19 protein-coding genes and 2 pseudogenes are annotated in these 22047 nt (G+C 72.2%); 9 read left to right on the top strand and 12 right to left on the bottom strand.

Going from position 1 to position 22047, the window contains the following annotated elements:
• Positions 1 to 89: 89 nt before the first annotated feature.
• Positions 90 to 572, top strand: coding sequence for a VOC family protein (locus BLW82_RS02680; protein ID WP_093507811.1), 483 nt, complete (start codon positions 90 to 92; stop codon positions 570 to 572).
• Positions 573 to 627: 55 nt separating this feature from the next.
• Here BLW82_RS02680 and BLW82_RS02675 read toward each other — a convergent pair whose 3' ends face one another.
• The 4 genes from BLW82_RS02675 to BLW82_RS02660 form a co-directional block, all read right to left on the bottom strand.
• Positions 628 to 1512 carry a geranyl diphosphate 2-C-methyltransferase gene (locus tag BLW82_RS02675; RefSeq protein ID WP_093497275.1) on the bottom strand — a complete coding sequence of 295 codons (885 nt, stop codon included), beginning with the start codon at positions 1510 to 1512 and terminating at the stop codon, positions 628 to 630.
• Between the two features lie 65 nt (positions 1513 to 1577).
• Positions 1578 to 2630: a family 2 encapsulin nanocompartment cargo protein terpene cyclase gene (locus BLW82_RS02670; protein WP_093497274.1), complete on the bottom strand. Its 1053-nt coding sequence runs from the start codon at positions 2628 to 2630 to the stop codon at positions 1578 to 1580.
• Positions 2631 to 2647: 17 nt separating this feature from the next.
• Positions 2648 to 4090, bottom strand: coding sequence for a family 2B encapsulin nanocompartment shell protein (locus tag BLW82_RS02665; protein ID WP_093497273.1), 1443 nt, complete (start codon positions 4088 to 4090; stop codon positions 2648 to 2650).
• A gap of 228 nt (positions 4091 to 4318) precedes the next feature.
• On the bottom strand, positions 4319 to 5326 hold the full coding sequence (locus BLW82_RS02660) for a zinc-binding alcohol dehydrogenase family protein (RefSeq protein ID WP_218162403.1): 1008 nt from the start codon (positions 5324 to 5326) through the stop codon (positions 4319 to 4321).
• Positions 5327 to 5472: 146 nt separating this feature from the next.
• Here BLW82_RS02660 and BLW82_RS02655 point away from each other — a divergent pair, with 146 nt between their 5' ends.
• Together BLW82_RS02655 and BLW82_RS02650 are read left to right on the top strand one after the other, a co-directional pair.
• Complete coding sequence (locus tag BLW82_RS02655) at positions 5473 to 6267, top strand: VOC family protein (protein WP_093497271.1); 795 nt, start codon at positions 5473 to 5475, stop codon at positions 6265 to 6267.
• 46 nt (positions 6268 to 6313) lie between these two features.
• Positions 6314 to 7015, top strand: a complete 702-nt coding sequence (locus BLW82_RS02650) for a ribonuclease H family protein (RefSeq protein ID WP_093497270.1) — start codon at positions 6314 to 6316, stop codon at positions 7013 to 7015.
• Between the two features lie 40 nt (positions 7016 to 7055).
• On the opposite strand, the gene BLW82_RS02645 is transcribed toward BLW82_RS02650, so the two are convergent.
• Both BLW82_RS02645 and BLW82_RS02640 read right to left on the bottom strand, forming a co-directional pair.
• Positions 7056 to 7886: a tyrosinase MelC2 gene (locus tag BLW82_RS02645; protein WP_093497269.1), complete on the bottom strand. Its 831-nt coding sequence runs from the start codon at positions 7884 to 7886 to the stop codon at positions 7056 to 7058.
• A 27-nt stretch (positions 7887 to 7913) separates the two neighbouring features.
• Positions 7914 to 8321 (bottom strand): apotyrosinase chaperone MelC1, encoded by a 408-nt coding sequence (locus tag BLW82_RS02640; protein ID WP_093497268.1) that lies wholly within the window; start codon positions 8319 to 8321, stop codon positions 7914 to 7916.
• A 349-nt stretch (positions 8322 to 8670) separates the two neighbouring features.
• On the opposite strand from BLW82_RS02640, the gene BLW82_RS02635 reads away from it, so the two are divergent.
• The 3 genes from BLW82_RS02635 to BLW82_RS02625 all read left to right on the top strand — a co-directional run bounded on the left by BLW82_RS02635 (position 8671) and on the right by BLW82_RS02625 (position 12058).
• Complete coding sequence (locus BLW82_RS02635; protein ID WP_093497267.1) at positions 8671 to 9855, top strand: FAD-dependent monooxygenase; 1185 nt, start codon at positions 8671 to 8673, stop codon at positions 9853 to 9855.
• 98 nt (positions 9856 to 9953) lie between these two features.
• Complete coding sequence (locus tag BLW82_RS02630; RefSeq protein ID WP_093497266.1) at positions 9954 to 11447, top strand: MFS transporter; 1494 nt, start codon at positions 9954 to 9956, stop codon at positions 11445 to 11447.
• Complete coding sequence (locus BLW82_RS02625; RefSeq protein ID WP_093497265.1) at positions 11444 to 12058, top strand: TetR/AcrR family transcriptional regulator; 615 nt, start codon at positions 11444 to 11446, stop codon at positions 12056 to 12058. Before BLW82_RS02630 ends, BLW82_RS02625 begins: the two co-directional genes overlap by 4 nt.
• A 10-nt stretch (positions 12059 to 12068) precedes the next feature.
• Here BLW82_RS02625 and BLW82_RS02620 read toward each other — a convergent pair whose 3' ends face one another.
• Positions 12069 to 13040 (bottom strand): LysR family transcriptional regulator, encoded by a 972-nt coding sequence (locus BLW82_RS02620; RefSeq protein WP_093497264.1) that lies wholly within the window; start codon positions 13038 to 13040, stop codon positions 12069 to 12071.
• Between the two features lie 134 nt (positions 13041 to 13174).
• Here BLW82_RS02620 and BLW82_RS02615 point away from each other — a divergent pair, with 134 nt between their 5' ends.
• Positions 13175 to 14071 carry an SDR family oxidoreductase gene (locus BLW82_RS02615; RefSeq protein ID WP_093497263.1) on the top strand — a complete coding sequence of 299 codons (897 nt, stop codon included), beginning with the start codon at positions 13175 to 13177 and terminating at the stop codon, positions 14069 to 14071.
• Positions 14072 to 14114: 43 nt separating this feature from the next.
• Here BLW82_RS02615 and BLW82_RS02610 read toward each other — a convergent pair whose 3' ends face one another.
• Positions 14115 to 15821: a cholesterol oxidase substrate-binding domain-containing protein gene (locus BLW82_RS02610; protein ID WP_093497262.1), complete on the bottom strand. Its 1707-nt coding sequence runs from the start codon at positions 15819 to 15821 to the stop codon at positions 14115 to 14117.
• A gap of 141 nt (positions 15822 to 15962) precedes the next feature.
• Here BLW82_RS02610 and BLW82_RS02605 point away from each other — a divergent pair, with 141 nt between their 5' ends.
• Together BLW82_RS02605 and BLW82_RS02600 are read left to right on the top strand one after the other, a co-directional pair.
• Positions 15963 to 16946 (top strand): aldo/keto reductase, encoded by a 984-nt coding sequence (locus BLW82_RS02605; RefSeq protein WP_093497261.1) that lies wholly within the window; start codon positions 15963 to 15965, stop codon positions 16944 to 16946.
• Between the two features lie 82 nt (positions 16947 to 17028).
• The gene (locus BLW82_RS02600) at positions 17029 to 17514 is read left to right on the top strand and encodes a DUF6328 family protein (protein ID WP_093497260.1); all 486 of its coding nucleotides are present in this window, start codon (positions 17029 to 17031) and stop codon (positions 17512 to 17514) included.
• 64 nt (positions 17515 to 17578) lie between these two features.
• Here the strand turns inward: BLW82_RS02600 and BLW82_RS02595 are convergent, their stop codons facing one another.
• The 4 genes and pseudogenes from BLW82_RS02595 to BLW82_RS02580 form a co-directional block, all read right to left on the bottom strand.
• Positions 17579 to 18004 (bottom strand): SsgA family sporulation/cell division regulator, encoded by a 426-nt coding sequence (locus tag BLW82_RS02595; RefSeq protein ID WP_093497259.1) that lies wholly within the window; start codon positions 18002 to 18004, stop codon positions 17579 to 17581.
• A 91-nt stretch (positions 18005 to 18095) separates the two neighbouring features.
• A pseudogene (locus tag BLW82_RS02590) lies at positions 18096 to 19152 on the bottom strand (hypothetical protein).
• A 91-nt stretch (positions 19153 to 19243) separates the two neighbouring features.
• A pseudogene (locus tag BLW82_RS02585) lies at positions 19244 to 20214 on the bottom strand (LLM class F420-dependent oxidoreductase).
• Between the two features lie 37 nt (positions 20215 to 20251).
• Entirely contained in the window at positions 20252 to 21880 is a 1629-nt protein-coding gene (locus BLW82_RS02580) for a serine/threonine protein kinase (RefSeq protein ID WP_093497258.1), read from the bottom strand.
• Positions 21881 to 22047 lie beyond the last annotated feature (167 nt).

Below are 22047 nucleotides of genomic sequence, written 5' to 3'. Positions count from 1 at the left end.
GTGCCCCTGGAGGGGCGTTCGGCGATGAGTTTCTCGGTGAGCGGGGGTCGGTACACATGACCGCGTTTCCCCGCTCCCAGGAGGTGCTCATGACCACCGACGGATTCACCACGTGTCTCTGGTTCGACGGCCAGGCCGAGGAGGCCGCCCACTACTACGTGTCGATCTTCAAGAACTCCAGCATCGGCAAGGTCGGCCGGTACAACGAGGCGGGGCCGGGGGAGACGGGGTCGGTGCTGGCCGTCGACTTCACGGCCAACGGGCAGAAGTTCGTCGCCATCAACGGCGGCCCGCAGTTCAAGTTCAGCGAGGCGATCTCCTTCCAGATCTACTGCGACGGCCAGGAGGAGGTCGACCACTACTGGGCCAAGCTCACCGAGAACGGTGGCGAGCCCGGCCCCTGCGGGTGGCTCAAGGACAGGTACGGGGTGTCCTGGCAGGTCATCCCGGACGGGCTGATCGAGATGATCGGCGACGCCGACCCGGAGAAGGCCGCGCGCACCACCCGGGCCATGTACGCCATGGGCAAGCTGGACATCGCCGCGCTGAAGAAGGCGTACGCGGGGGAGTGAGCCGTACGGGGGGCGGTGTCCGTGGACACCGCCCCCGCGTGGACCCGCCGCCGGGTCAGACCCGGTCGGCCACGATCAGCAGGTACTGGAAGCTGCCGTTCTTGTACGCGGTGAGGAAGGCGTCCTCGATCCCCGTCACCAGGTGGTCGGCCTGCTTGCGCAGTTCCCAGTACGGGATCGTCGCCGCGGTGAGGTCCTCCACATGGACCGGCACCAGGCGGTTGGCGGCCATCGCCCGGAAGTACTCAGACCGCGGGTGGATGTCGCAGATGTAGTGGGCGTTGATCAGGGACACCTCGCGGGATGCCTGGCCGTAGGCGTTGTTGTAGCAGCCGGTGATCGTCACGTAGCGTCCGCCGCGGCGCAGCAGCCGGGCGTGCTCGGCGAACAGCAGCTCCAGCTCCACGTACATCGTGGACTCGTTGTTCCACGAGGCCGCGTAGGCGCCCGTCTCGAAGCCGGTGTCCAGCATGTTCCGGTGGTGGTAGCGGACCTTGTCGCCGACCTCCCGCTTGCGGGCCATCTCGTTGGCGAAGTCGGCCTGTTTGGCGGAGATGGTCACGCCGTCGGAGTGGCAGCCGTAGCGCAGGTTCGCCACGATGCTGCCGCCGCCGCGGCCGCAGCCCGCGTCGAAGACCCGGTCGGCCGGTGTGAGGGCGCCGAGGTGCGAGGCGAGCAGCTCGGCCTGGGCGTGCTCCAGGCGGTGCAGCTCGGCGGTGACGCGTTCCCTGCGCAGGGCGGGGCCGGTCTCGTCGAGCACCGACCAGTCGGCCTCACCGATGCCGTAGTGATGGTGGTAGAGGTCGTCGATCTTTCCGAGTTCGAGGTTGACCGGGTTCTCCTCGGCGTTCCAGTACTCCGCGACGCTGTTCTGGTACCTGGACTGGGTCGGCACCGGGGCTGACGTGGTGGTCTTCCGAGCGACAGGGGCGGTGGTCAACAGGTTCTCCTCGAAGTGTTGCTGACGGTGCTTCGGTGGTTCGGTTCTTCGGACTGGCTCGGTGGCTACCAGTAGTCGGGCAGGTGGTAGCGGCTGGTGTTGGTGGCGTGCCACTCGTGGTTGCCGGAGACCCAGGCCGCGAGCCCCTCGGCGTAGCGGGCGACCAGCGGCGAAGTGGCGGACAGGGCGGCCGACTCCTCCTCGAAGGCGTTCATGACCCGGTTGTGGATGTCGACGGACTTCAGATAGGCACTCTTCAGGCCCTGCCGGTCGTTGGCGGCCACCACCTGGGGCAGGTTCAGGTGGTCCGGGTCGCTCGCCAGCTCCTTCGTGAAGGAGTACAGATCGTTGACGATGGTCGTGGCGTTGCAGGCCAGTGCCGTGATCCGCTGGATCTCCGGGCGGGCGTAGAGCTGCTCGGGCAGTTCGTAGCCGTCCACCGCGTCGACGATCGACAGACAGGGCCGGAAGTTGTTGAACTGCCGCATCACCAGGTACTCCCAGACCCGCGGTACGTACCCGGTCTCCATCCACGCGGCCTCGGCGAGGTAGCCGAGGTGCAGCCGGGCGACGTCGTGGACGAACCGGTCGGTCTGGCTGGGCGTGGCGAAGGCCGCGAAGTCCGTGAGGGCGAAGTGGTACGACCGCAGGGGCCCGGTGGCCCGGACGCCCTCGCGCCACTCCTCCTCCAGCTCCGGGATGCCGTGGAAGGGGTCGAGTGCCGACTGGGCGATGATCAGCGGGCCGCCGAGGCCCCGCCGGGATCCGCCCCGCCCCTCGTCCTCCTCGCAGTAGCAGGAGTCCACGATGTTCTCGGCGAGCAGGAGTTTGCCGGCCGCGGTGAGCCGGTCCAGGTCGAGGCCGCCCGGGTGCTGCAGGGCGACGGCCCGGCCGAACTGGAAGTCGGAGAAGTCCCCCTTCCAGGCCGCGGGGAACAGGTCGAGCTCGCGGGCCCAGGTCTCGAGCCGGCGGTCGAGCTCGGCCGCCTTCTCCGGGTCGGCGGGTACGGCCGGCCGGTGGAGCAGTCCGGGGACCGCCCCGGTGCGCCTGGCCGGGCGCAGCCGCTCCGCGATGTTCGGCGGCCCCGGCAGGGCGTAGCCGGTGGTGGGTGTGCTCATGGATGTGCTCCAGGCCGTCAGTCGGCGGTGCGGCCGAGCTGGACGTTCTCCAGGATCCCGGCCGCGTCGGGGACCAGGACGGCGAGCGAGTAGTAGGCGGTGACCAGGTAGTTGATGACGGCCTGCTCGTTGACGCCCATGAAGCGGACGTTCAGGCCGGGCTGGAACTCCTCGGGGATACCGGTCTGATAGAGGCCGACGACCCCCTGGTCGGCCTCGCCGGTGCGCAGCGCGATGATGCTGCTGGTGTGATCGTCGCTGATCGGGATCTTGCTGCACGGGTAGATCGGGACCCCGCGCCAGGCCGGGATCTCGTGCCCGTCGACGTCGGTGGACGGGGGTACGAGGCCGCGCCGGTTGCACTGCCGGAAGAAGGCCGCGATCGCCTTGGGGTGCGCGAGGATCACCTTGGTCTTGCGGCGCATGGAGATCAGCTCGTCCATGTCGTCCGGGGTCGGCGGACCGGTGAACGAGCTGATCCGCTGCCCGTAGTCGATGTTGTGCAGGAGCCCGAACTCCCGGTTGTTGACCAGCTCCCACTCCTGGCGCTCGCGGATCTCCTCGACCGTGAGCCGCAGCTGCTGCTGGGTCTGGTCCATCGGGTGGTTGTAGAGGTCGGCGACCCGGGAGTGCACCCGCAGCACGGTCTGGGTGAGCGACAACTCGTACTCGCGCGGTGCGAGTTCGTAGTCCACGAAGCCGCCCTGCAGGGTCGGCTCGCCGGTGTGGCCGGCCTGCACCGGCACCTCGGCCTCGCCCTTGCGGTTCATCGGCAGCCGCTGCCGGTCGACGTAGGCCTGCAGATGGGCGCCGAGCGACGGCACCCGGTCCATGATCTCCTCGGCCACCGCCCAGGGCAGCGCGAGGACCACGCCCGCCGTCTCGGCCCGTACCGAGGTGAGCCAGAGCGGATCGGTCTGGCCGACCGCCTCGTCGCCCATCTGGTCGCCGTCGGTGACGACCCCGACGACCTCCTCCTCGCCGTACTTGCCGGCCGCGTACCGGATGAACCGGCCGTGCACCACCAGGTAGGTCTCGCTGACCGGCTGCCCCGCCTCGAACAGCACCTGCCCGGCGCGTACCTCGCGGGGCTGGAACCGGTCCGCGAGCTGGGTCAGCGCGTCCGGGTCGTCGTAACCGCGCAGGATCGGCAGCTCGGTGAGGGTCCCCGGGATGACCCGGATGTCGTCCCCGCCGTTGTGCTCGAAGCTCACCCGGCCCCGCCCGGTGCGCAGCTGGAGGCGCCGGTTGACCCGGTAGGTGCCGCCCTTGACGTCCACCCACGGCAGTGTCTTCAGCAGCCACCGGGAGGTGATGGCCTGCATCTGCGGTTCGGACTTGGTGGTCGTGGCGAGCTGGCGTGCCGCCCGGGTGCTCAGGCTGGTGAGCTGCCCGTCGGTGGTCGGATCCGGCTCGGGCTCGTCGACGGCGGAGCCGATGACGCTGTCCGGTGTGGACACATTCCCTCCAGCAGAGAGGTGAACAACGGTGACCCGGAGGGTCGGTGGTGTGCGAGGTGGTGGTGCGCACGGACAAGCCAAACAGTCCTGGTGATCTACGGGTACGGCGCGAAAGGGGCGGTTGCATGCCTTAGGTGTGCAAACACGGTGTTCGGGGTGGAAAGGGTGGTGTTTCCCGGCCGTGCGCCGGTGGCCCGCTCCCGTGCCCGGGGCGCCCGGCGGTTGGGCTCAGGAAAGGTCGTTCACCAGCACCGCGGCCCCGTCGAAGCGCCCGGCCTTCAGGTCCCGCAGCGCCCGCGGCGCCTCCGACAGCGGATACGGGTGGGTGGTCGCGCGCACGCCGTGCCGCTCGGCCAGGGCGAGGAACTCCCGCCCGTCGGCACGGGTGTTGGAGGTGACGCTGCGCAGCTCCCGCTCGTAGAACAGCTCGCGCTCGTAGTCGAGCGACGGCACGTCGCTGAGGTGGATGCCCGCGACCGCCAGCACCCCGCCCCGGTCCAGGGCGCGCAGGGCGACCGGCACCAGGTCGCCGACCGGCGCGAACAGGATCGCGCTGTCCAGCGGCTCGGGCGGCGGTTCGTAGGCGTCCCGCGCCGAGGCCGCACCCAGCTCCACGGCCAGCCGCCGCGCCTCGGCACCCCGGGTGAGCACGTGCACCCGCGCTCCCTCGGCGAGCGCCACCTGCGCGCACAGGTGGGCGCTGCCCCCGAAGCCGTAGAGACCGATCCGGCCGCCCGCCGGGAGCGACGCCCGGCGCAGCGCGCGGTAGCCGATGATCCCGGCGCACAGCAGCGGCGCGAGCGCCACGTCGTCGAGGTGACCGGGCAGCCGGTAGGCGAAGGCGGCCGGCACGGTCGTGTACTCCGCGTAGCCTCCGTCGGCGTCCCAGCCGGTGTACTCCGAGCGCGGGCACAGGTTCTCGGCGCCCCGCAGGCAGTACGCGCACTCCCCGTCCGTGCGCCGCAGCCAGGCGACCCCCACCCGGTCGCCGACCGCGAAGTCCGCCACCGCGGTACCCGTGCCCGCGACCGTGCCGACCACCTCGTGCCCCGGAGTCACCCCGGCCCGGTGCACCGGCAGATCCCCCTCGGTGACATGAAGATCGGTGCGGCACACCCCGCAGGCCCGCACCCGCACCAGCAGCTCGTCCGCCTTCGGTACCGGCACCGGCCGCTCGGCCAGCCGCAGCGGATCCGCCTCGACCGGCCCGGGCCGCTGAACCGACCACGCCCGCATCACGTCCGCCATACCGCGCCCCGTCCGCCGAAGGCCGCCCTCCCTTCCCAGTGTCCACCGGAGTCCGGCGTTCGGCGCGCGGGCGGTCGGCCCGGTGGCTAGCGTGAGGAACCGGGAGAGCCCGCTCGATCGGAAGGGCCGCGGCGATGGCGGTACAACCTGAAGGAACCCCCTGCTGGGCCGACGCGATGTTCGGCGACCTGGAGGGGGCCAAGAGCTTCTACGGCGAGGTGCTCGGCTGGACGTTCGGCGAGTCGTCCCCCGAATACGGCAACTACACCCAGGCCTACGTGGACGGCAGGGCCGTCGCCGCCGTCGTACCGCCCATGCCCGGCCAGGAGGGGCAGTCGCAGTGGTGCCTGTACTTCGCCTCGCCGGACGCCGCGGCCGCCGCCGCGCGGATCCGGGAGAACGGCGGCGAGGTGCTGATGGAGCCCATGCGGGTCGGCGAGTTCGGCACGATGTGCCTGGCCCGTGAGCCCAGCGGCGCGGTGTTCGGGATCTGGCAGGGCGGCGTCCACGAGGGGTTCGAGGCTACGGCCGTGCCCGGCGCCTACTGCTGGGCGGAGGTCTTCACCCGTGAGCCCGAGAAGGCCGACCCCTTCCTCGCGGCCGTGTTCCCGTACACGGTCAAGCAGATCGAGGACAGCAACGTCGACTTCCGCACCTTCAGCCTCCGCGAGCGGCCCGTCCTCGGCCGGATGCGGATGACCGACGACTTCCCGCCCGAGGTGCCCTCGTACGTGAACGTGTACTTCGCCGTCGCCGACTGCGACGAGGCCGTCACCAAGGCGGCCGAGCTCGGCGCCACCCTCCGGTTCGGGCCGATGACCAGCCCCTTCGGACGCATGGCGGCGCTCACCGACCCGCAGGGCGCGAACTTCTCGGTGATCGACGTCACGACCACCGAAGGCGAGATGCCGTCCAGCACGGAGGTCTGACCAGGGCGGATCCCGGGCCCCGGCCGGGCGCCCCGGCCGGCGTGGCATGATCGGGGCCATGCGTGAACGAGTGGTGGCCGCGTGCGACGGGGCTTCTAAGGGAAACCCCGGACCGGCCGGCTGGGCCTGGGTGGTGTCCGACGACGCGGCGACTCCCGCCCGGTGGGAGGCCGGGCCGCTCGGCAGGGCCACCAACAACGTGGCCGAACTGACCGCCCTGGAACAGCTGCTGGCGGCCACCGACCCGGACGTGCCGCTGGAAGTGCGGATGGACTCGCAGTACGCGATGAAGGCCGTCACCACCTGGCTGCCCGGCTGGAAGCGCAACGGCTGGAAGACCTCCGGGGGCAAGCCGGTCGCCAACCAGGAGCTGGTCGTCCGCATCGACGAACTCCTCGACGGCCGCACGGTCGACTTCCGCTACGTCCCCGCCCACCAGGTCGACGGCGACCCGCTGAACGACTTCGCCGACCGCGCGGCCAGCCAGGCGGCCACGGTCCAGGAGGCCGCGGGCAGCGCCCTCGGCTCCCCGGCACCGCCGCCGTCCCAGGCACCCGCCGCCGCGGCCCCGCGCCGCAAGGCGGCCCCCCGCAAGAGCGCGGCGGGCGGCGGCTCCTCGTCCCGGACCATCAAGGCGAAGTTCCCGGGCCGCTGCCTGTGCGGCCGTCCCTACGCGGCCGGTGAGCCGATCGCCAAGAACGCACAGGGCTGGGGCCACCCGGAGTGCCGCACGGCCGCCGAGGCCTGACGCGGCGGGCCGGGTACAGGGGCCTGGTACAGCCACCTGATCAGGCCTCCAGGGTGTCGAACGTGTAGAACTTCGTGTGGTCGAGCAGGTCCGCCGGCCGCACGTCGTTCCACGGCTTCATCGTCTCGTCCAGGTCCACCACGTCCGGCGTGCCGCCGCCCGGCACGTAGGCCGCCTCCGGGTGCCGGCGCTGCCAGCGGGCCCACAGCTTGTCTATGAAGGCGTGGTGCAGCCAGAACACCGGGTCGTTGGGGGAGACCCCGGTGGCCATCTGCCCGCCGACCCAGACGTGGACCCTGTTGTGCAGGTTGACCCCGCGCCAGCCCTCCAGATGGTTCCGGAAGCCGTCCGAGGCGCTGTTCCAGGGAGCCATGTCGTACGTCGCCATGGACAGGACCGAGTCGACCTCGGCCCGGGTCGGCAGCTCGCGCACGCCCGTCCCGAGCGACCTGCGCAGATATGTACGGCCGTCCACGCGGACGTTGACCGGCCAGTTCCCGCCGCCGGCGGCGAACGGCCCGTCCGTCACGCGCCCGTCCGAGCTGCGTCCGGTACCGCCGAGGAAGTCCGGCGCCCACAGCGAGGCGCGGACGGTCCGGTCGGTGCTCCAGTCCCAGTAGGGAAGCGCGACGGAGGCGTCCACGGACTGCAGGGCCTGTTCGAAGTCGAGCAGGAATCTGCGGTGCCAGGGCAGGAACGACGGCGAACGGTGGCCGGTGCGCTCGGAGTCGTCGGTGTCGGACATGATGAAGGCGTTGTGCGTGCGCACGAAGTCGTCGTAACGCCCGCTGCGCTTCAGCTCGATGACGGCGGCGACGAACCGCCGCTTCTCGTCGGCGGTCAGGGCGGCCTGGTTCTTGCGAACGGTCATGTGCGGGGAAACTCCTTGTACGGGCGATCAGTTGGCGGGGAACGGCAGCAGCGCGGCGCCCTGCAGCTCGTCGACCGCGGCGCGGGCGGCGGCGCGCGGGCCGGCGACCGGGGCGTAGTGGCTGACCACGCTGATCCAGCTGCCGTCGGCGTTGCGCATCACGTGCAGTTCGACCCCGTCCACGAACACCGCGTAACCGGCGCCGTGTCCGTGGTGGTGACCGCCGCCCATGCCGGCCATGCCGGCCGTGCCCGCCATGCCGGCCGGCCGGCCCTGTATTCGGCGGCCCTTGTAAACCTCGTCGAAGGGTTCGAGCGCTCCCTCGTGCGAGTGGCCGGCGGCCGAGGCGCCGGGCGCGAGGAGGGTCGGGGTGGCGGCCGCCGCGGTGAGGGCGGCCGCCGCGGTGAGGGCGCGGCGGCGGGTGAGTCCGGGCATACGGATACTCCTGTGACGGGTGCGGGTGATGACTCCGTATGCCTATCCGCCCACTACGGAGCGGGAGAAATCGCCCGGATCGGGTTGGCTGCGATCAGGACAATTAGTCACATGTCATACAAGATTGAACAAAGATGATCTTGCTGTGGTGGCGGCGTCACCGGACCCGGAACGGGTAATTCCTTGCGCGGGCGCGCTGCTTGCCGGTGATCTTTCGCCGTGGTCCGCCGTCCGGGTGGCGTGGCTCACGGCGTCGATCTGGCGCGATTCGAAAACCCGGCCGGGTGCTTTCCCGCTGCTACCCTCCGATGCCAGTTGGCCACGTTCGGTGAAATCCAGGGGTGTGTGAGTGAAGGTCGTCTGCGTCGGAGGCGGGCCCGCCGGCCTGTATCTCGCGATCCTGCTCAAGCGGCAGAACCCGTCCCACGACATCGCCGTCCACGAACGCAACCCCGAGGGCTCCACCTACGGGTGGGGCGTCACCTACTGGCGCGCACTGCTCGACCGGCTGCACACCTGCGACCCCGAGTCGGCCCGCGCCGTCGAGGCGAGCTCGGTGCGCTGGACCCAGGGCGTCGCCCACGTCCGCGGCCAGGTGGCCCGGCAGCCCGGCGACGCCGGCCACGGCATCGGCCGCCACCGCCTCCTGGAGATCCTCGCCGCACGCGCCCGGGAACTCGGCGTCAGACTGGAGTTCGAGGACGAGATCACCCCCGGGAACCTCCCCGAGGCCGACCTGGTCGTCGCCGCGGACGGCATCCACAGCGCCCTGCGCACGCAGCACGCCGGCCACTTCGGCACCGAGGCCACCGAGGGCCGCAACCACTACGTGTGGCTGGGCACCACCCGGGTCTTCGACTCCTTCACCTTCGCCTTCGCCGAGACCGAGCACGGCTGGGTCTGGTGCTACGGCTATCCGTACGACGACGGGCACAGCACCTGCGTCATCGAGTGCGCCCCCGGCACCCTCGCCGGCCTCGGCCTCGACGCGATGGACGAGGCGGGCCAACTGACCCTGCTGGAGAAGCTGTTCGCCGGCGTCCTCGACGGCCACCCGCTGGTCGGCGGCTCCTCCGCGGCCTGGCCGGCCTTCCGCACCCTCACCAACCGCACCTGGCACCACGGCAACCTGGTCCTGCTCGGCGACGCCGCCCACACCACCCACTACTCCATCGGCGCCGGCACCACCCTCGCCCTGGAGGACGCGATGTGCCTGGCCGCCGCCCTGCGCGAGCACGCCGCCCTGCCCGAGGCCTTCGCCGCCTACGAACGGCGGCGCAGGGCCGAACTGGTCTCGGCCCAGAGCGCCGCCCGCCTCAGCGCCCAGTGGTACGAGAACCTGCCCCGCTACATCGGCCTGCCTCCGCACCGCATGTTCGCCCTGCTCGGCCAGCGGCACTCGCCCCTGCTGCCGTACGTCCCGCCGCAGCTCTACTACGGCCTCGACAAGGCCGCCGGACGGCTGGAGGTACTGCGCAGGTTCAAGCGGTGGCTCGGACCGCGCGCGGCGCGCGCCCTGCACGCCCGGTCCTAGGCGCCCTGCGGCGGCGGAACGGTTTGAGTGAATACCGATTCACTCGATAGGGTGAATCGGTATTCACCTCCTTTTCCGTGCCGCCCGCAGGAGCGCCGATGGACCAGCCCGCCCCGACAGCCGCTCACCCGGGATCGCCGGCCGCCCCGCCCCCGCTGCGGCAGCGGATGACCATCCCGGTGCTGGCCTTCGGCGGGATCCTCATGGCCGTCATGCAGACGGTCGTCGTCCCCCTCCTGCCGGATCTGCCCCGGCTCACCCACTCCTCGGCCGGCACCGTCTCCTGGACGGTCACCGCGACCCTGCTCGCCGGTGCCGTCCTCACCCCGGTCCTCGGCCGGGCCGGTGACATGTACGGCAAGCGCCGGGTGCTCACCGGGGCGCTCGCGCTGATGACCGTGGGCTCCGTGATGTGCGCCCTGTCGTCGGACATCTCCGTGCTCATCGTCGCCCGTGCCCTGCAGGGCGCCGCCGCCTCCGTCGTGCCGCTGTCGATCAGCATCCTGCGCGACGAACTCCCGCCCGAGCGCCGGGGATCGGCGGTGGCGCTGATGAGCTCCACCGTCGGTATCGGCGCCGCCCTGGGCCTGCCGCTGGCCGCGCTGGTCGTGCAGTACTACGACTGGCACACCATGTTCTGGCTGACCAGCCTCCTCGGCGCGGTGGGCGTCGCGGGCGTCTGGTGGGCGGTGCGGGAGTCGCCGGTGCGCGAGAGCGGCCGGTTCGACGTCCTCGGGGCGCTCGGGCTGGCCGCCGGGCTGACCTGCCTGCTGCTCGGCGTCTCGCAGGGCGGCGAGTGGGGCTGGGGCAGCCCGCGCGTCCTCGGGCTCTTCGGCGCCGCCGTCCTCGTGCTGGCCCTGTGGTGGTGGCAGCAGTTGCGGACCGGGCAGCCCCTGGTCGACCTGCACCTCGTGACCCGGCCGCGGGTCGGCCTCTCGCACGTCGCCGCCCTGCTCACCGGGTTCGCCTTCTACGCCAACTCCCTCGTCACCGCCCAGCTGGTGCAGGCGCCGAAGGCCACCGGATACGGTCTCGGCCTCTCGATCGTGGCCACCGGTCTGTGCCTGCTGCCCGGCGGCGTGACCATGCTGCTGTTCTCGCCGCTCTCCGCCCGGATCTCCGCCGCCCGCGGCCCGCGCATCACCCTGGCCCTCGGCGCCGCGGTCATCGCCTGCGGATACGTGCTCCGCATCGCCGACAGCCGCGACCTCTGGATGATCATCCTGGGCGCCACCGTCGTCGCCACCGGCACCACCCTCGCCTACTCCGCGCTGCCCACCCTGATCCTGCGCTCCGTCCCGGCGAACCAGACCGCCTCCGCCAACGGCGTCAACGTCCTCATGCGCACCATCGGCCAGGCCACCTCCAGCGCCGCCGTGGCCGCCGTCCTCACCCACCACACCAGCCTCGTCGGCGGCGCCCCGGTCGCCACGCTCCACGGCTACCTGCTGGCCTTCGCGATGGCCGGCGTCGTCGCCCTGGTGGCCGGCTGCGCCGCCCTGTCCATCCCCGGCGACAAGGCGCCCGACGACACACCGCGGGCCCGGAGCCGGACCGAGAGTGCCAGGGACGACGCGCTGGAGGGAGCATGAGTGCCGTGAACACCCGCCCCGGCACCCCCGCCGCGCCCGCACCAGCCCCGGCTCCCGCCCGCCGGGACGCCGAGGCCACCAAGGCCGTCATCCTCCGGGCCGCCCGGTACCTCCTGGCCCGGCGCGCGCACGCCGACATCACCCTCAAGGACGTCGCCGAACGCGCCGGGGTCAGCGCGCCGCTGATCCTCAAGTACTTCGGCAACAAGGACAGCCTGTTCGCCCGCGTCATGTCCTTCGACACCGACGCGGCCGCCCTGCTGGACGCACCCCTGGACGACCTCGGCCGGCACATGGTGCGGCACGTCCTGGAGAGCCAGCGCGACCGCGGCGCCGACCCGCTGCTGCGCATCGTCTTCGCACCCCTGCACGGCGACCACGGAGAGGTGCTGCGCGCCAACTTCCGCGCCCACGTGGTCGACGCCCTCGCCGCCCGGCTCACCGGACCCGACCCGGACCTGCGCGCCGAACTCGCCGTCGCCCAGCTCATCGGCCTGGGCGTGATGTACGGTATCGCCCGCGGCCCCCGGCTGCGCGACGGCGCGGCCACCGACGTCGGCGACATCGCCAACCGCTACGGTCCGGCCGTCCAGGCCCAGTTGACGCCGTAGCCGCCACCACTCACTGCTGCAGGCGCCGCGATGTGCCGTCGCTCGACTGCGGCGCCGTCGCGGCCGGTCGCGCAGGTCCCCGCGCCCCTTCGGGGCGCTGCCCCCTCAACAGCGCCTCGGCCGACCCGCGGAACGCGGCCGTCAGCCGGTGGCCGTCGCCGGCGCGGGTCGCCAGGACCACGTGGCTCGGCTCGACGCCGTCCAGCGGGACGGTGGTCAGGTCGGGGCGGATGGCCGCGCCGGGCACCAGGGGCACGATCGCCACGGCCTGCCCGGCGGCGACGTGCTCGAACTTGTCCGCCACCGCGCCGATCAGCGGCCCGTCGGGCGCCGGACTGCCGTCCGGGCGGGGATCGACGCGCCAGAACGCGTTCCAGAGCGGATCCTGGCCGCGGGGCAGCGGCTCGCCGGCGATGTCGTCGAGCGTCACCGACTCCTTCCCGGCCAGCCGGTGGTCCAGCGGGACGACCAGGACCCGCGGCTCGTCGTAGAGCACCGTCACCCGCAAGCCCTCCGTGGCCAGTGGCAGCCGGGTCACGACCGCGTCCACGCGCCCCGTCAGCAGGGCCTCGCGCGTCTCGCCCCAGTCGAGGTGCAGGGTCCGCACGTCGGCGTCCGGACAACGGCGGCGCAGGTCGCGTACGGCGGCGGTGACGAAGATCCCGTCGATGTACCCGACGGTGATCCGGCTCGGTTCGGCGGCGGCCCGGGTGGCGGCGGCCGCCTCGCCCGCGGCCCGCAGCAGCGCCTCGGCCCGCGGCAGGAACACCTCGCCGGCCTCGGTGAGGCGGGCCCCCTGCGGGGTGCGGTCGAAGAGCCGCGCCCCCAGCACCTGCTCCAGCCGCTGGATCTGCCTGCTCAGCGCCGGCTGCGTGATGTGCAGGACAGCCGCCGCTCGCCCGAAGTGCCGCTGCCCGGCGACGACGGTGAAGTACCGGACGAGCCGCAGATCGAGGTCGGGGACGGAAGCGGGATCGGCCATACCTCCCAGGATACGACCGGTGACCTGCGCTCATGCCGGAAACGCATGGCGTCTTGCGAAAGAGGCTTTGGACGCCGGCAGCCCGCCGCCCGAACGATGGAAGCCCGACCCCCTCCCTCGAAGGAGCACCCACCATGCGGGTATTCGTCACCGGCGGCAGCGGCTTCATCGGCTCCGCCGTCATCCCCGAACTCCTCGGCGCGGGCCACCGGGTGCTCGCCCTCGCCCGCTCGGCGAAGTCGGCCGAGGCCCTGCGGGCGGCGGGCGCCGAAGTGCACCGCGGCAGCCTCGACGACCCCGGGGACCTGGCCCGCGCGGCAGCCGGTACCGACGGCGTGATCCACCTGGCCTTCAACCACGACGCCCTCCCGGACCTCACCCGCGCGGCCGAGGCCGACCTGCGGGTGATCGAGGCGGTCGGCACCGCGCTGGAGGGCTCGGACCGGCCCTTCGTGGTGACCTCGGGCACCATGATGCTGGCCTCGGTCGACGGGGTGGCGACGGAGGAGGACACTCCGGTACCGGGCACCTACCGCGCCGATCCCGACCTCGCGGCGCTCGCCCTCGCCGGGCGCGGCGTGCGCAGCGCGGTGGTGCGGCTGGCCCCGTCGGTGCACGGCCGCGGCGACCAGGGCTTCGTGCCCCGGCTGATCGGCGTGGCCCGGGAGAAGGGCGTCGCCGCGTACGTCGGCGACGGCACCAACCGCTGGCCGGCCGTCCACCGCCTGGACGCGGCCCGCCTGTTCCGCCTGGCCCTGGAGTCGGCTCCGGCCGGCACCGGTCTGCACGGCGCGGCCGACGAGGGCGTCCCCTTCAAGGACATCGCGGCGGCGATCGGCGGTGGCCTCGGCGTCCCGGTGCGGAGCGTCCCGGCGGACGAGGCCCAGGCCCACTTCGGCTGGCTGGGCCTGGCGGCGGCCGTCGACAACGCGACGTCGAGCGAGCGGACCAGGAATCTCCTCGGCTGGAAGCCGGAACAGCCGGGCCTGATCCAGGACTTGGCGGAGGGGCACTACTTCGGCGCCCCGTAGGGGCGCGGGGGACCGCGCGACCGGCCCCACGGCCCCGCAGACATCAACGGCGCACGAGCACCCCGTCCAGGAAGCCGTTACTGAAAACCCGGTGCGGATCGAGGCGGTCGAGCGTGTCGACCGCCGCGTCCCACACCGCACCCCCGAAGGACTCAGGGACCCTCGTCCCGAGCACCACCTCGTCACTCCACACACCCGACTCCGTATAACCCCACCCCTTCGACCACTCGACCCGCGTCCCCTCGAACCTCTCGAAGAGGAACCCCTCCAACTCCCGCAGGAACGCCTCCGCATGAGGCGTCCCCGGCAGGGTCAGCACATCCAGCCACACGGCGGTGTCGGCTCCCTCCCGGGGCCGTACCGCCGACAGCGACGGCACCTGTGCCCCCGCCACCCCGGCGTCGGACGCCTCGTCCAGCCCCGTCACCCGGATCTCCACCGACCCGTTGACCGGGAACCGCCCCGACGCGGCGTACGCGGTGAGCCGTTCCCGGTAGAACGAGGTGAACTCGTGCACCACCCGCTGCACCTCGGCCCGCCGCGTCAGCACCGCGTACCCGTTCGCGCCCACCCGCAGCGTGGTCGGCCTGACGTACAGCAGCGTGTTCTTCGACGCTCCCCAGATGTCCGAGGACAGCGTCGCCACCAGCCCCAGCGCCGCCACGTCCAGTTGCGCGTTCCCGAGCACCGGCGCCAGATACCAGGCGGCGCCGGACACCATCCGCCCCACCAGGTCGGCGACCACGGTCGGCACGTTGTCGGAGAAGGGGTAGTTGTACGGCGAGGTCACGTGCCGTGCGCCGGGCGGCCGGACCGGGGCGACGCTCCACTCCTTCAGCCACGGGTACTCGGTGAAGGCGAACCAGATGGCCTCCACCCGCCCGGACCGCCGGAGGAAGCCGTCCAGGGTCCGGCCGCCGGAACCGGGCGCCGCGAACAGTTCGGCGGCCGGGACGTCGGTGCGGCTGACGCACCGCAGACTGCTGTTCGCGCCCACCCGCAGCACGACCTCGGTGACCAGCGCACGGCCCAGGTGCGTCAGCAGCGCCGCGCAGTCCGCCTCGTCGCGCCGGAACGTCCGCAGGACGTACGCTCCGGCGTTCCCGTCCCACACCACCGCCGTCAGCGACAGCACCAGGTTGCTCAGCGAGCCGTAGGTGTGCCCGGGCACCGGTTCCTCGCCGTCGGCCGGTACCGCGGTGCCGTGCGCGTCGATCGCGAGCGCGCCGCCGAGCGTCAGGTCGCCCGGCGCGGGCGCGGCGGTGAGCCCGAGGCCATGGCCTTCGAGGAAGGTGAGCAGCGCCTCCAAGGTGACCCCGGTGCCCGCCCGGACCGCGGTACCGGAGTCCAGGGAGAGGCCGGTGAGACGGCTCGCGGTGTCCACGAGCAGAACCCGGTCGCCGGCACCGGTCCTCTCCGTGATCGTCAGGGGCGACCAGCCGTGCGAGGAGCCACGCGCGCGCACCCGCCACCCGTTGCGCCAGGCCCAGTCGACGACGGCGAGCACCTGACCGGCGTCGGCCGGGGCACAGGCCCACAGCCCGTCGGCGGTGATCTCACCGACCCAGTTGCGGTACGCGGAACGGTAGGGCACCACCTCCGCCGGGAAGCCGGGCAGCTCGGCGGCGGCCACCGCCGGGTCGGCGGCGAGCACTACCGGAACGGCGGCGAGCGCGGCGGCGGACCGCAGGAAGCCCCGACGGCTCCAGCCGTCCGTGGACGGCGAGTTGTTCGGTGAATGGTCAACCATGTGGTCACGCTAGGCGCCGGTTGACACACCTCCGTTTTCCGTCCACCACAATCACCCGTGTGAGTGAAGGATTCCCAGGTGGGCGGGAGCGGCGTGCCGGCCCGTGACACCGTTGTCGGCGGCGGATGACACACTGGCGCCATGGACGAACGCGTAATCGGCAGGTCGGGGCAGCGGGCATCGGTCGTCGGCCTCGGCACATGGCAGCTCGGCGCCGACTGGGGCGAGGTGGACGACAAGGAGGCCCTCGCCGTTCTGGAGACGGCGGCCGAGTCGGGGGTGACCTTCTTCGACACCGCCGACGTGTACGGCGACGGGCGCAGCGAGCAGACCATCGCCGCCTTCCTGCGCGGCAGGCCGGACCTGGACGTGCTGGTGGCGACCAAGATGGGTCGCCGGGCCGAGCAGGTCCCGGAGAACTACGTCCTGGACAACTTCCGCGCGTGGAACGACCGGTCGCGCCGCAACCTCGGCGTGGACCGCCTGGACCTGGTGCAGCTGCACTGCCCGCCGACCCCGGTCTACTCCTCGGACGCCGTGTACGACGCCCTCGACACCCTGGTCGAGGAGGAGCGCATCGCCGCCTACGGCGTCAGCGTCGAGACCAGCGCGGAGGCCCTCACCGCGATCGCCCGCCCGGGCGTGGCCAGCGTGCAGATCATCCTCAACCCGTTCCGCATGAAGCCGCTGTACGAGGTGCTCCCGGCCGCCCGGGAGGCCGGCGTCGGCATCATCGCGCGCGTGCCGCTCGCCTCCGGGCTGCTGTCCGGCAAGTACACCAAGGACACCGTCTTCGCGGCCGACGACCACCGCACGTACAACCGGCACGGCGAGGCCTTCGACCAGGGCGAGACCTTCTCCGGCGTGGACTACGCGACGGGCGTCGAGGCCGCCGCCGAGTTCGCCGCCCTCGCCCCCGAGGGATACACCCCGGCCCAGCTCGCCCTGCGCTGGATCATCGACCAGCCCGGCGTGACCACGGTGATCCCGGGCGCCCGCAACCCGGAGCAGGCCCGCGCCAACGCGGCCGCCGCCGGGCTCCCGGAGCTGTCCGGGGAGACGGTCGCCGCGATCCGCGCGCTGTACGACCGCCGGATCAAGGAACAGGTGGAGAGCCGCTGGTAGTACCGGTACGGGCCGGGAGCGGCGCCCCGCCCGCCCCGGCCCGTACCGTTTGCGGGACCGGCCCGACGGTTACCCGTAACCCATGACTGACCAGGAGCGGCGCACCGGGCGCGACGAGACGGAGGAGGAGCGCGCCGACCGGATGTGGGGCGAGCTCATCCAGGAGGTGCGCGTCGCCCAGACCGGAGTGCAGATCCTCTTCGGGTTCCTGCTCACCGTGGTCTTCCAGCAGAAGTACGCCCAGCTCTCCGACGTGGACAAGACGATCTACATCGTGACCGTCGTTCTGGGCGCGTCCGCAACGGGCGCCCTCATCGGCCCGGTGTCGCTGCACCGGCTCGTCGCCGGCCGCAGGGTGAAGGCGCAGGCGGTGCGGATGGCGTCCCGGCTCACCTCGGTCGGCCTCTTCCTGCTGCTGGCCACCATGACCGCCTCCCTGGTGCTGATCCTCCGGGTGGCCACCGGCGGCAGCCCTGTGACCTGGGCGGTGGCGGCCGTCGTCGTCTGGTACATGGTGTGCTGGTACGGACTGCCGCTGTGGGCCCGGCACCGCCACCCGACGCGCTGAGCCGGGCCCGTGCGCCGCGCACGCCCGTTAGCCGGTGGCGAGGATCTCCGCTAGGAGCGCCCGTTCAGCCGGTGGCGAGGATCTCCGCGAGGAGGTCGTCCACCGGGACCTCCTCGCGGCCGGGCGGCACGGCCATGTAGGTGTCGCCGAGGAAGGAGGCCAGCGCGGGCGCCCAGGCGAACACCACCGCGTGGTGGCGGCTGCCGCCGGGCAGCGGGTCGCCGAGGAAATCCATACGCATTTCCCTCCAGCGCCCCTGCCGTACGGGACGCAGCCGGACGTCCCCCACCCCGACCGGCTCTCGCAGCCCGTCGTTCAGCATCTCCCGGTCCAGCCGCCACCGGGCGAGTACGCGGCCGTCCAGGGTGAACAGCGCGGTGACGGCGAACGGGTCACCGGGGTCGTACGACAGATGGGCGAGGACGGGACAGCGGCCCGTCCCGTCCGTCCGGAGCTGTACGACCAGAGTCCTGTGCACGATGGGGTTCACGCGAGTGGCCTCCGAGAACGATCGGCTTGGTGCCCTCTAGTACCCCTCTCACGGGAAAAACGCTCAATCCGCAGCGGAATTGACCTCCGTCCTACGGAGCCCGCGTGCCCTCCGGGTCCGGCGTGCCCTTGGTGCCGCGCAGTGCCGCCAGGCAGGAGCCGATGGCCTGCTGGAGGTCCTCCAGGCGCTGGATCATGTCGTCCTCGTAGAAGTCCTGGGCGTCGTCGAAGGTCAGCTCCTCGAACGCCTTGGTCGCCTTCTGGAGGCTGTTGTAGAACTTGGTGCGCTTCTCCTGGACCCGTAGCTCCGGGTCGGCCTCCACCGCCTCCACGACGAGGTTCTTCATGCTGTCGTAGGCCTCGGTCGCCCACGCGCCGGTGTCCTCGTCCTCGTCGAGTTCGTCCAGGAGCGAGAGATGGCGCTCGGCCTCCTGGCGCAGGTCCCGCGGCGCGTCGACGGTCTGCCCGGCCGGGGTCCTGATCTGGCCGGACTCGGCGATCTGCCGGACGTAGCCGATCCGGTCGGCCGAGCGGCTCTCGGTGGCGACGGCCTTCTTCAGGTCGGCGGTGCGGACCACGTCCCTGGCGAGCACGGTCTGCAGGTCCGGGTCCCTCCTTGATGCGGTCGAGGAGGGCCGAGCGGGCGGCGCGGGCGGTGGACGGGTCGGCGAGGATCGCGGCGCGCAGCGCGGTGGGGTTCTCGGCGACCTCCAGGGCCTTGGTGGGACGGATGCCCTCGGCCGCGGCCACCTCCGCGATCGCCGTGCCGCGCCCGGAGGTGGCACTGTTGCGGGAGACGTAGTAGTCCGGCCAGACGTCCGAATCGGGGAGTTGCACCTCCTGACCCGGGGCGAGGGCCTCGAAGTGCGGGACCAGACCGTCGTCGGCGGCCTTGTCCCAGGCCTTGTAGTAGCGCATGACGCGCTCCGCGGAGCAGCCGGCCAGCTCGGCGAACTCCTTAGCCGACACCTTCGGCGTCCCGTCCGCGCCCTGTCCTCCCGGCCGCACGCTGCGGGCCACCATCAGCCCGAACGCCCAGCTTCCGGCCCGCACGTACGCGCCGAACTCGCGGGCGTCCCGCGCCACCAGGTCGGAGAGGGGAGCCGGGGACGCGCCGGACGTCTCGGACGGGTCGATCGCCAGGGTCACGGAGGACACTCCTGAAAGCTGCCGGACTGCACGGATACCGGCAGGCAGCCTATATCGACCCGTTGGCCGTGTTTTGCCGGACCGTCGAAGATCAGCCGAAGGCGTCGCGCAGCGCCGGCAGCAGCGTCCCGCGGGACCACTCCAGGAACTCCGGCTGCGACTCGCCGCCGATCTGCACCAGGGCTACCTCCCCGAACCCGGCCTCCGCGTACGGCCGTACGGCCTCGACGAAGTCGTCCGGGTCGTCCCCGCACGGGATGGACGCGGCCACGTCGTCCTGGGTGACGAACTGCGTCGCGGACTCGAAGGAGTCGGGGTGCGGCAGTTCGGAGTTGACCTTCCAGCCGTTGCCGAACCAGCGGAACTGGGCGTGCGCGCGCTTCACCGCCGTGTCCCGGTCGGGGTCCCAGCACACCGGCAGCTGGCCGACCCGGGGTTTGCCCGACCCGCCGTGCCGGTCGAAGGCGTCGAGGAGGGAGGCCTTCGGCTCGGTGGCGATGACCAGGTCGGCGAGATGCCCGGCGACCGTGCAGGACTGTTCCCCGGAGACCGCGATGCCGATCGGCGGCGGCTCGTCCGGCAGGTCCCACAGGCGGGCGGACTCCACGTCGAAGTGGGTGCCCCGGTGGTTGACATGGCCGCCCGCAACAGCGCCCTGATGATCTCCACCGCCTCTTCCAGCATCTCGTGCCGTACGTCCACCGAGGGCCAGCCGCCGCCCACCACGTGCTCGTTGAGGTTCTCGCCCGAGCCGAGGCCGAGCCGGAACCGGCCCCCGGACAGCAGCTGCACGGTCGCCGCCTTCTGCGCCACGACCGCCGGGTGGTAGCGGAACGTCGGACAGGTCACGTACGTCATCAGCGGGATCCGCTCGGTGGCCTGGGCGGCGGCACCGAGCACGCTCCACACGTACGGCGAGTGGCCTTGCGAACGCAACCACGGAAAGTAGTGGTCCGAGGCCACCGAGAAGTCGAAGCCCGCCTCCTCGGCCCCCACCAGATGGTCCACGAGATCACGTGGACCGGCCTGCTCGGTCATCATCGTGTATCCGATTTGCACCATGGTCGCCGAGTCCCCGGCAGGGCGGCCGGAAAACGGATCAGCTCGCGGAGATGCGGAACGTCGCCAGGAAGGTCTTCAGGGCGAGCTGGTCCGCGGCGTCGTCCCAGGCGGCGGCCGGTGCCGTGACGCGCAGCGAGAAGCTGCGGCCACCGCCGAGCAGGAAGCCGCGGCCGAAGGTGTGCACCCGGCCGGTACCCGTGCCGGACAGCCATTCCATGTCCGCTGCCCTGTGGCCCTGGTAGGTGGTCGCCTCGATCTCGCCGACCCGGTGGTAGCCGGCCAGCTTCTCCAGTCCCGGTTCCACGTCGTCCCGCCAGATCGCGACCGGGTCCGGGCCGGCCTGGGTGCTGTAGGTGACCGCCAGGGTGCGCGGATCGTCGCCGCCCGGACCGAAGGTGACGCGGTAGGCGACGTCGTCCCGGGCGGTGTCGAGACGCTTCCAGCCCTGCGGGAGCGCCACGGAGAAGCCCTCCGGGGCGGTGTAGCGGCGGAACCCGGCCGGCAGGGCACCCGCCGTGACCGAGGCCGAGGCGGTGGCCGACGGGGACGCCGACGCGGACGCGGACGGGGTGGCGGAGGTGGACGCCGTCCGCGAAGGCGAGGGGCCGGGGGCGTTGCCGTCCGTGCGCGCGGCCGGGCCGCCGGCCGTCGCGGAGGTGCTCGGGGCCGAGCCCGCCGAGGAGGCGCCGGGCAGGCCCTGGGTCGCGGCCAGCACCGCGACCGACACGGTGAGCACGGCCAGCGCGGTCCCGCCGATCATGGTGGTCCTGCTCCACCCGGAGGACCGGGCCGCCACATAGGCGCCGCGCAGCCGGGAGACGGGCGCGGACTGCGCGACCGTGCCGGGGTCCTCTTCCAGGACACGTGTCAGTGCCTGACGCACCACTGCCCGGCCGAGCCGCTCCCGGGAGTTCTTCCGCAGCAGCCCCTGCACCACCTGGGTCAGCGGGCCGGCCCGCAGCGGGGTGCGCAACGGCAGCCGGTCCACGCCCTTGAGGGTGGCCTCCGTCTTGCCCCGGTCCCGGAACGGCGGCCGCCCCTCGACCATCGTGTAGAGGATCGCGCCGAGCGCCCACAGATCGGCGGCGGGGCCGATGCGCTCGTCGCGGGCCTGCTCCGGCGAGGCGTACGACGGCGCGGTGACCCGGGGCGACAGCGTCACGCCCGCCAGGCCGAACCCGGTGACGACGACCGGGCCCCGGTCGCGGACGAAGATCTGCCCGGGGCTGAGCTCGCCGTGCGTGTAGCCGTCGGCGTGCGCGGCCTCCAGCACGTCGAGCACTTCCAGACCGATGCGCGCGGCCCGCACGTAGGTGAACGTGGACTGCTGGGCGAGCAGTTCGCTGAGCGGCGTGCCGTCGATCACCTCCGTCACCGTCCACAGCGCGCCCGCCTCCTCGAAGGCGTCGATCACCATGGCCACCCGGCCCGGCCGCAGCGCGCTCATCACCTCGGAGGAACGCAGGATGCGGGCGGTGGCCCGGCGCACGGTGTCCTCGGTGGGCACCTCGGGAAGCGCGATCTCGGTCACCAGACGCGGCCGCTCGGCCTGCACGTCCTCCGCGTACCAGCTGACGCGGTTCGGCTCGCGGTCGGCGACTTCGAGGAGCCGGTACCTTCCGGCGACCAACTCTTGTGCGGAGACATGCGCCTTGACCATCGTCATCCCTCGCTGAAACCCCTGTCTCGTCCTTGACCAGAGGTACGCGGGACGGACCCGGGTTTGTTCAAAGAATCTGCAACTCGGGACCCGTTCTTGCCTTCTATTCAAGTGGCCGCACCCATCGGGCACTTGAGGAAGACAGCGAATGACCGGGCTTCGACCTGCGGGTA

This window comes from Streptomyces sp. Ag109_O5-10, assembly GCF_900105755.1.
Lineage (GTDB): Bacteria > Actinomycetota > Actinomycetes > Streptomycetales > Streptomycetaceae > Streptomyces.
This window is presented reverse-complemented; position numbering and strand designations above follow the sequence as displayed.

Excerpts from the sequence above, each read along its gene's own strand:
- BLW82_RS02680 (WP_093507811.1), top strand. The coding sequence starts at position 90 with ATGACCACCGACGGATTCACCACGTGTCTCTGGTTCGACGGCCAGGCC.
- BLW82_RS02670 (WP_093497274.1), bottom strand. The coding sequence starts at position 2,630 with ATGAGCACACCCACCACCGGCTACGCCCTGCCGGGGCCGCCGAACATC.
- BLW82_RS02660 (WP_218162403.1), bottom strand. The coding sequence starts at position 5,326 with ATGCGGGCGTGGTCGGTTCAGCGGCCCGGGCCGGTCGAGGCGGATCCG.
- BLW82_RS02655 (WP_093497271.1), top strand. The coding sequence starts at position 5,473 with ATGGCGGTACAACCTGAAGGAACCCCCTGCTGGGCCGACGCGATGTTC.
- BLW82_RS02650 (WP_093497270.1), top strand. The coding sequence starts at position 6,314 with ATGATCGGGGCCATGCGTGAACGAGTGGTGGCCGCGTGCGACGGGGCT.
- BLW82_RS02645 (WP_093497269.1), bottom strand. The coding sequence starts at position 7,886 with ATGACCGTTCGCAAGAACCAGGCCGCCCTGACCGCCGACGAGAAGCGG.
- BLW82_RS02640 (WP_093497268.1), bottom strand. The coding sequence starts at position 8,321 with ATGCCCGGACTCACCCGCCGCCGCGCCCTCACCGCGGCGGCCGCCCTC.
- BLW82_RS02630 (WP_093497266.1), top strand. The coding sequence starts at position 9,954 with ATGGACCAGCCCGCCCCGACAGCCGCTCACCCGGGATCGCCGGCCGCC.
- BLW82_RS02625 (WP_093497265.1), top strand. The coding sequence starts at position 11,444 with ATGAGTGCCGTGAACACCCGCCCCGGCACCCCCGCCGCGCCCGCACCA.
- BLW82_RS02620 (WP_093497264.1), bottom strand. The coding sequence starts at position 13,040 with ATGGCCGATCCCGCTTCCGTCCCCGACCTCGATCTGCGGCTCGTCCGG.
- BLW82_RS02615 (WP_093497263.1), top strand. The coding sequence starts at position 13,175 with ATGCGGGTATTCGTCACCGGCGGCAGCGGCTTCATCGGCTCCGCCGTC.
- BLW82_RS02610 (WP_093497262.1), bottom strand. The coding sequence starts at position 15,821 with ATGGTTGACCATTCACCGAACAACTCGCCGTCCACGGACGGCTGGAGC.
- BLW82_RS02605 (WP_093497261.1), top strand. The coding sequence starts at position 15,963 with ATGGACGAACGCGTAATCGGCAGGTCGGGGCAGCGGGCATCGGTCGTC.
- BLW82_RS02600 (WP_093497260.1), top strand. The coding sequence starts at position 17,029 with ATGACTGACCAGGAGCGGCGCACCGGGCGCGACGAGACGGAGGAGGAG.
- BLW82_RS02580 (WP_093497258.1), bottom strand. The coding sequence starts at position 21,880 with ATGACGATGGTCAAGGCGCATGTCTCCGCACAAGAGTTGGTCGCCGGA.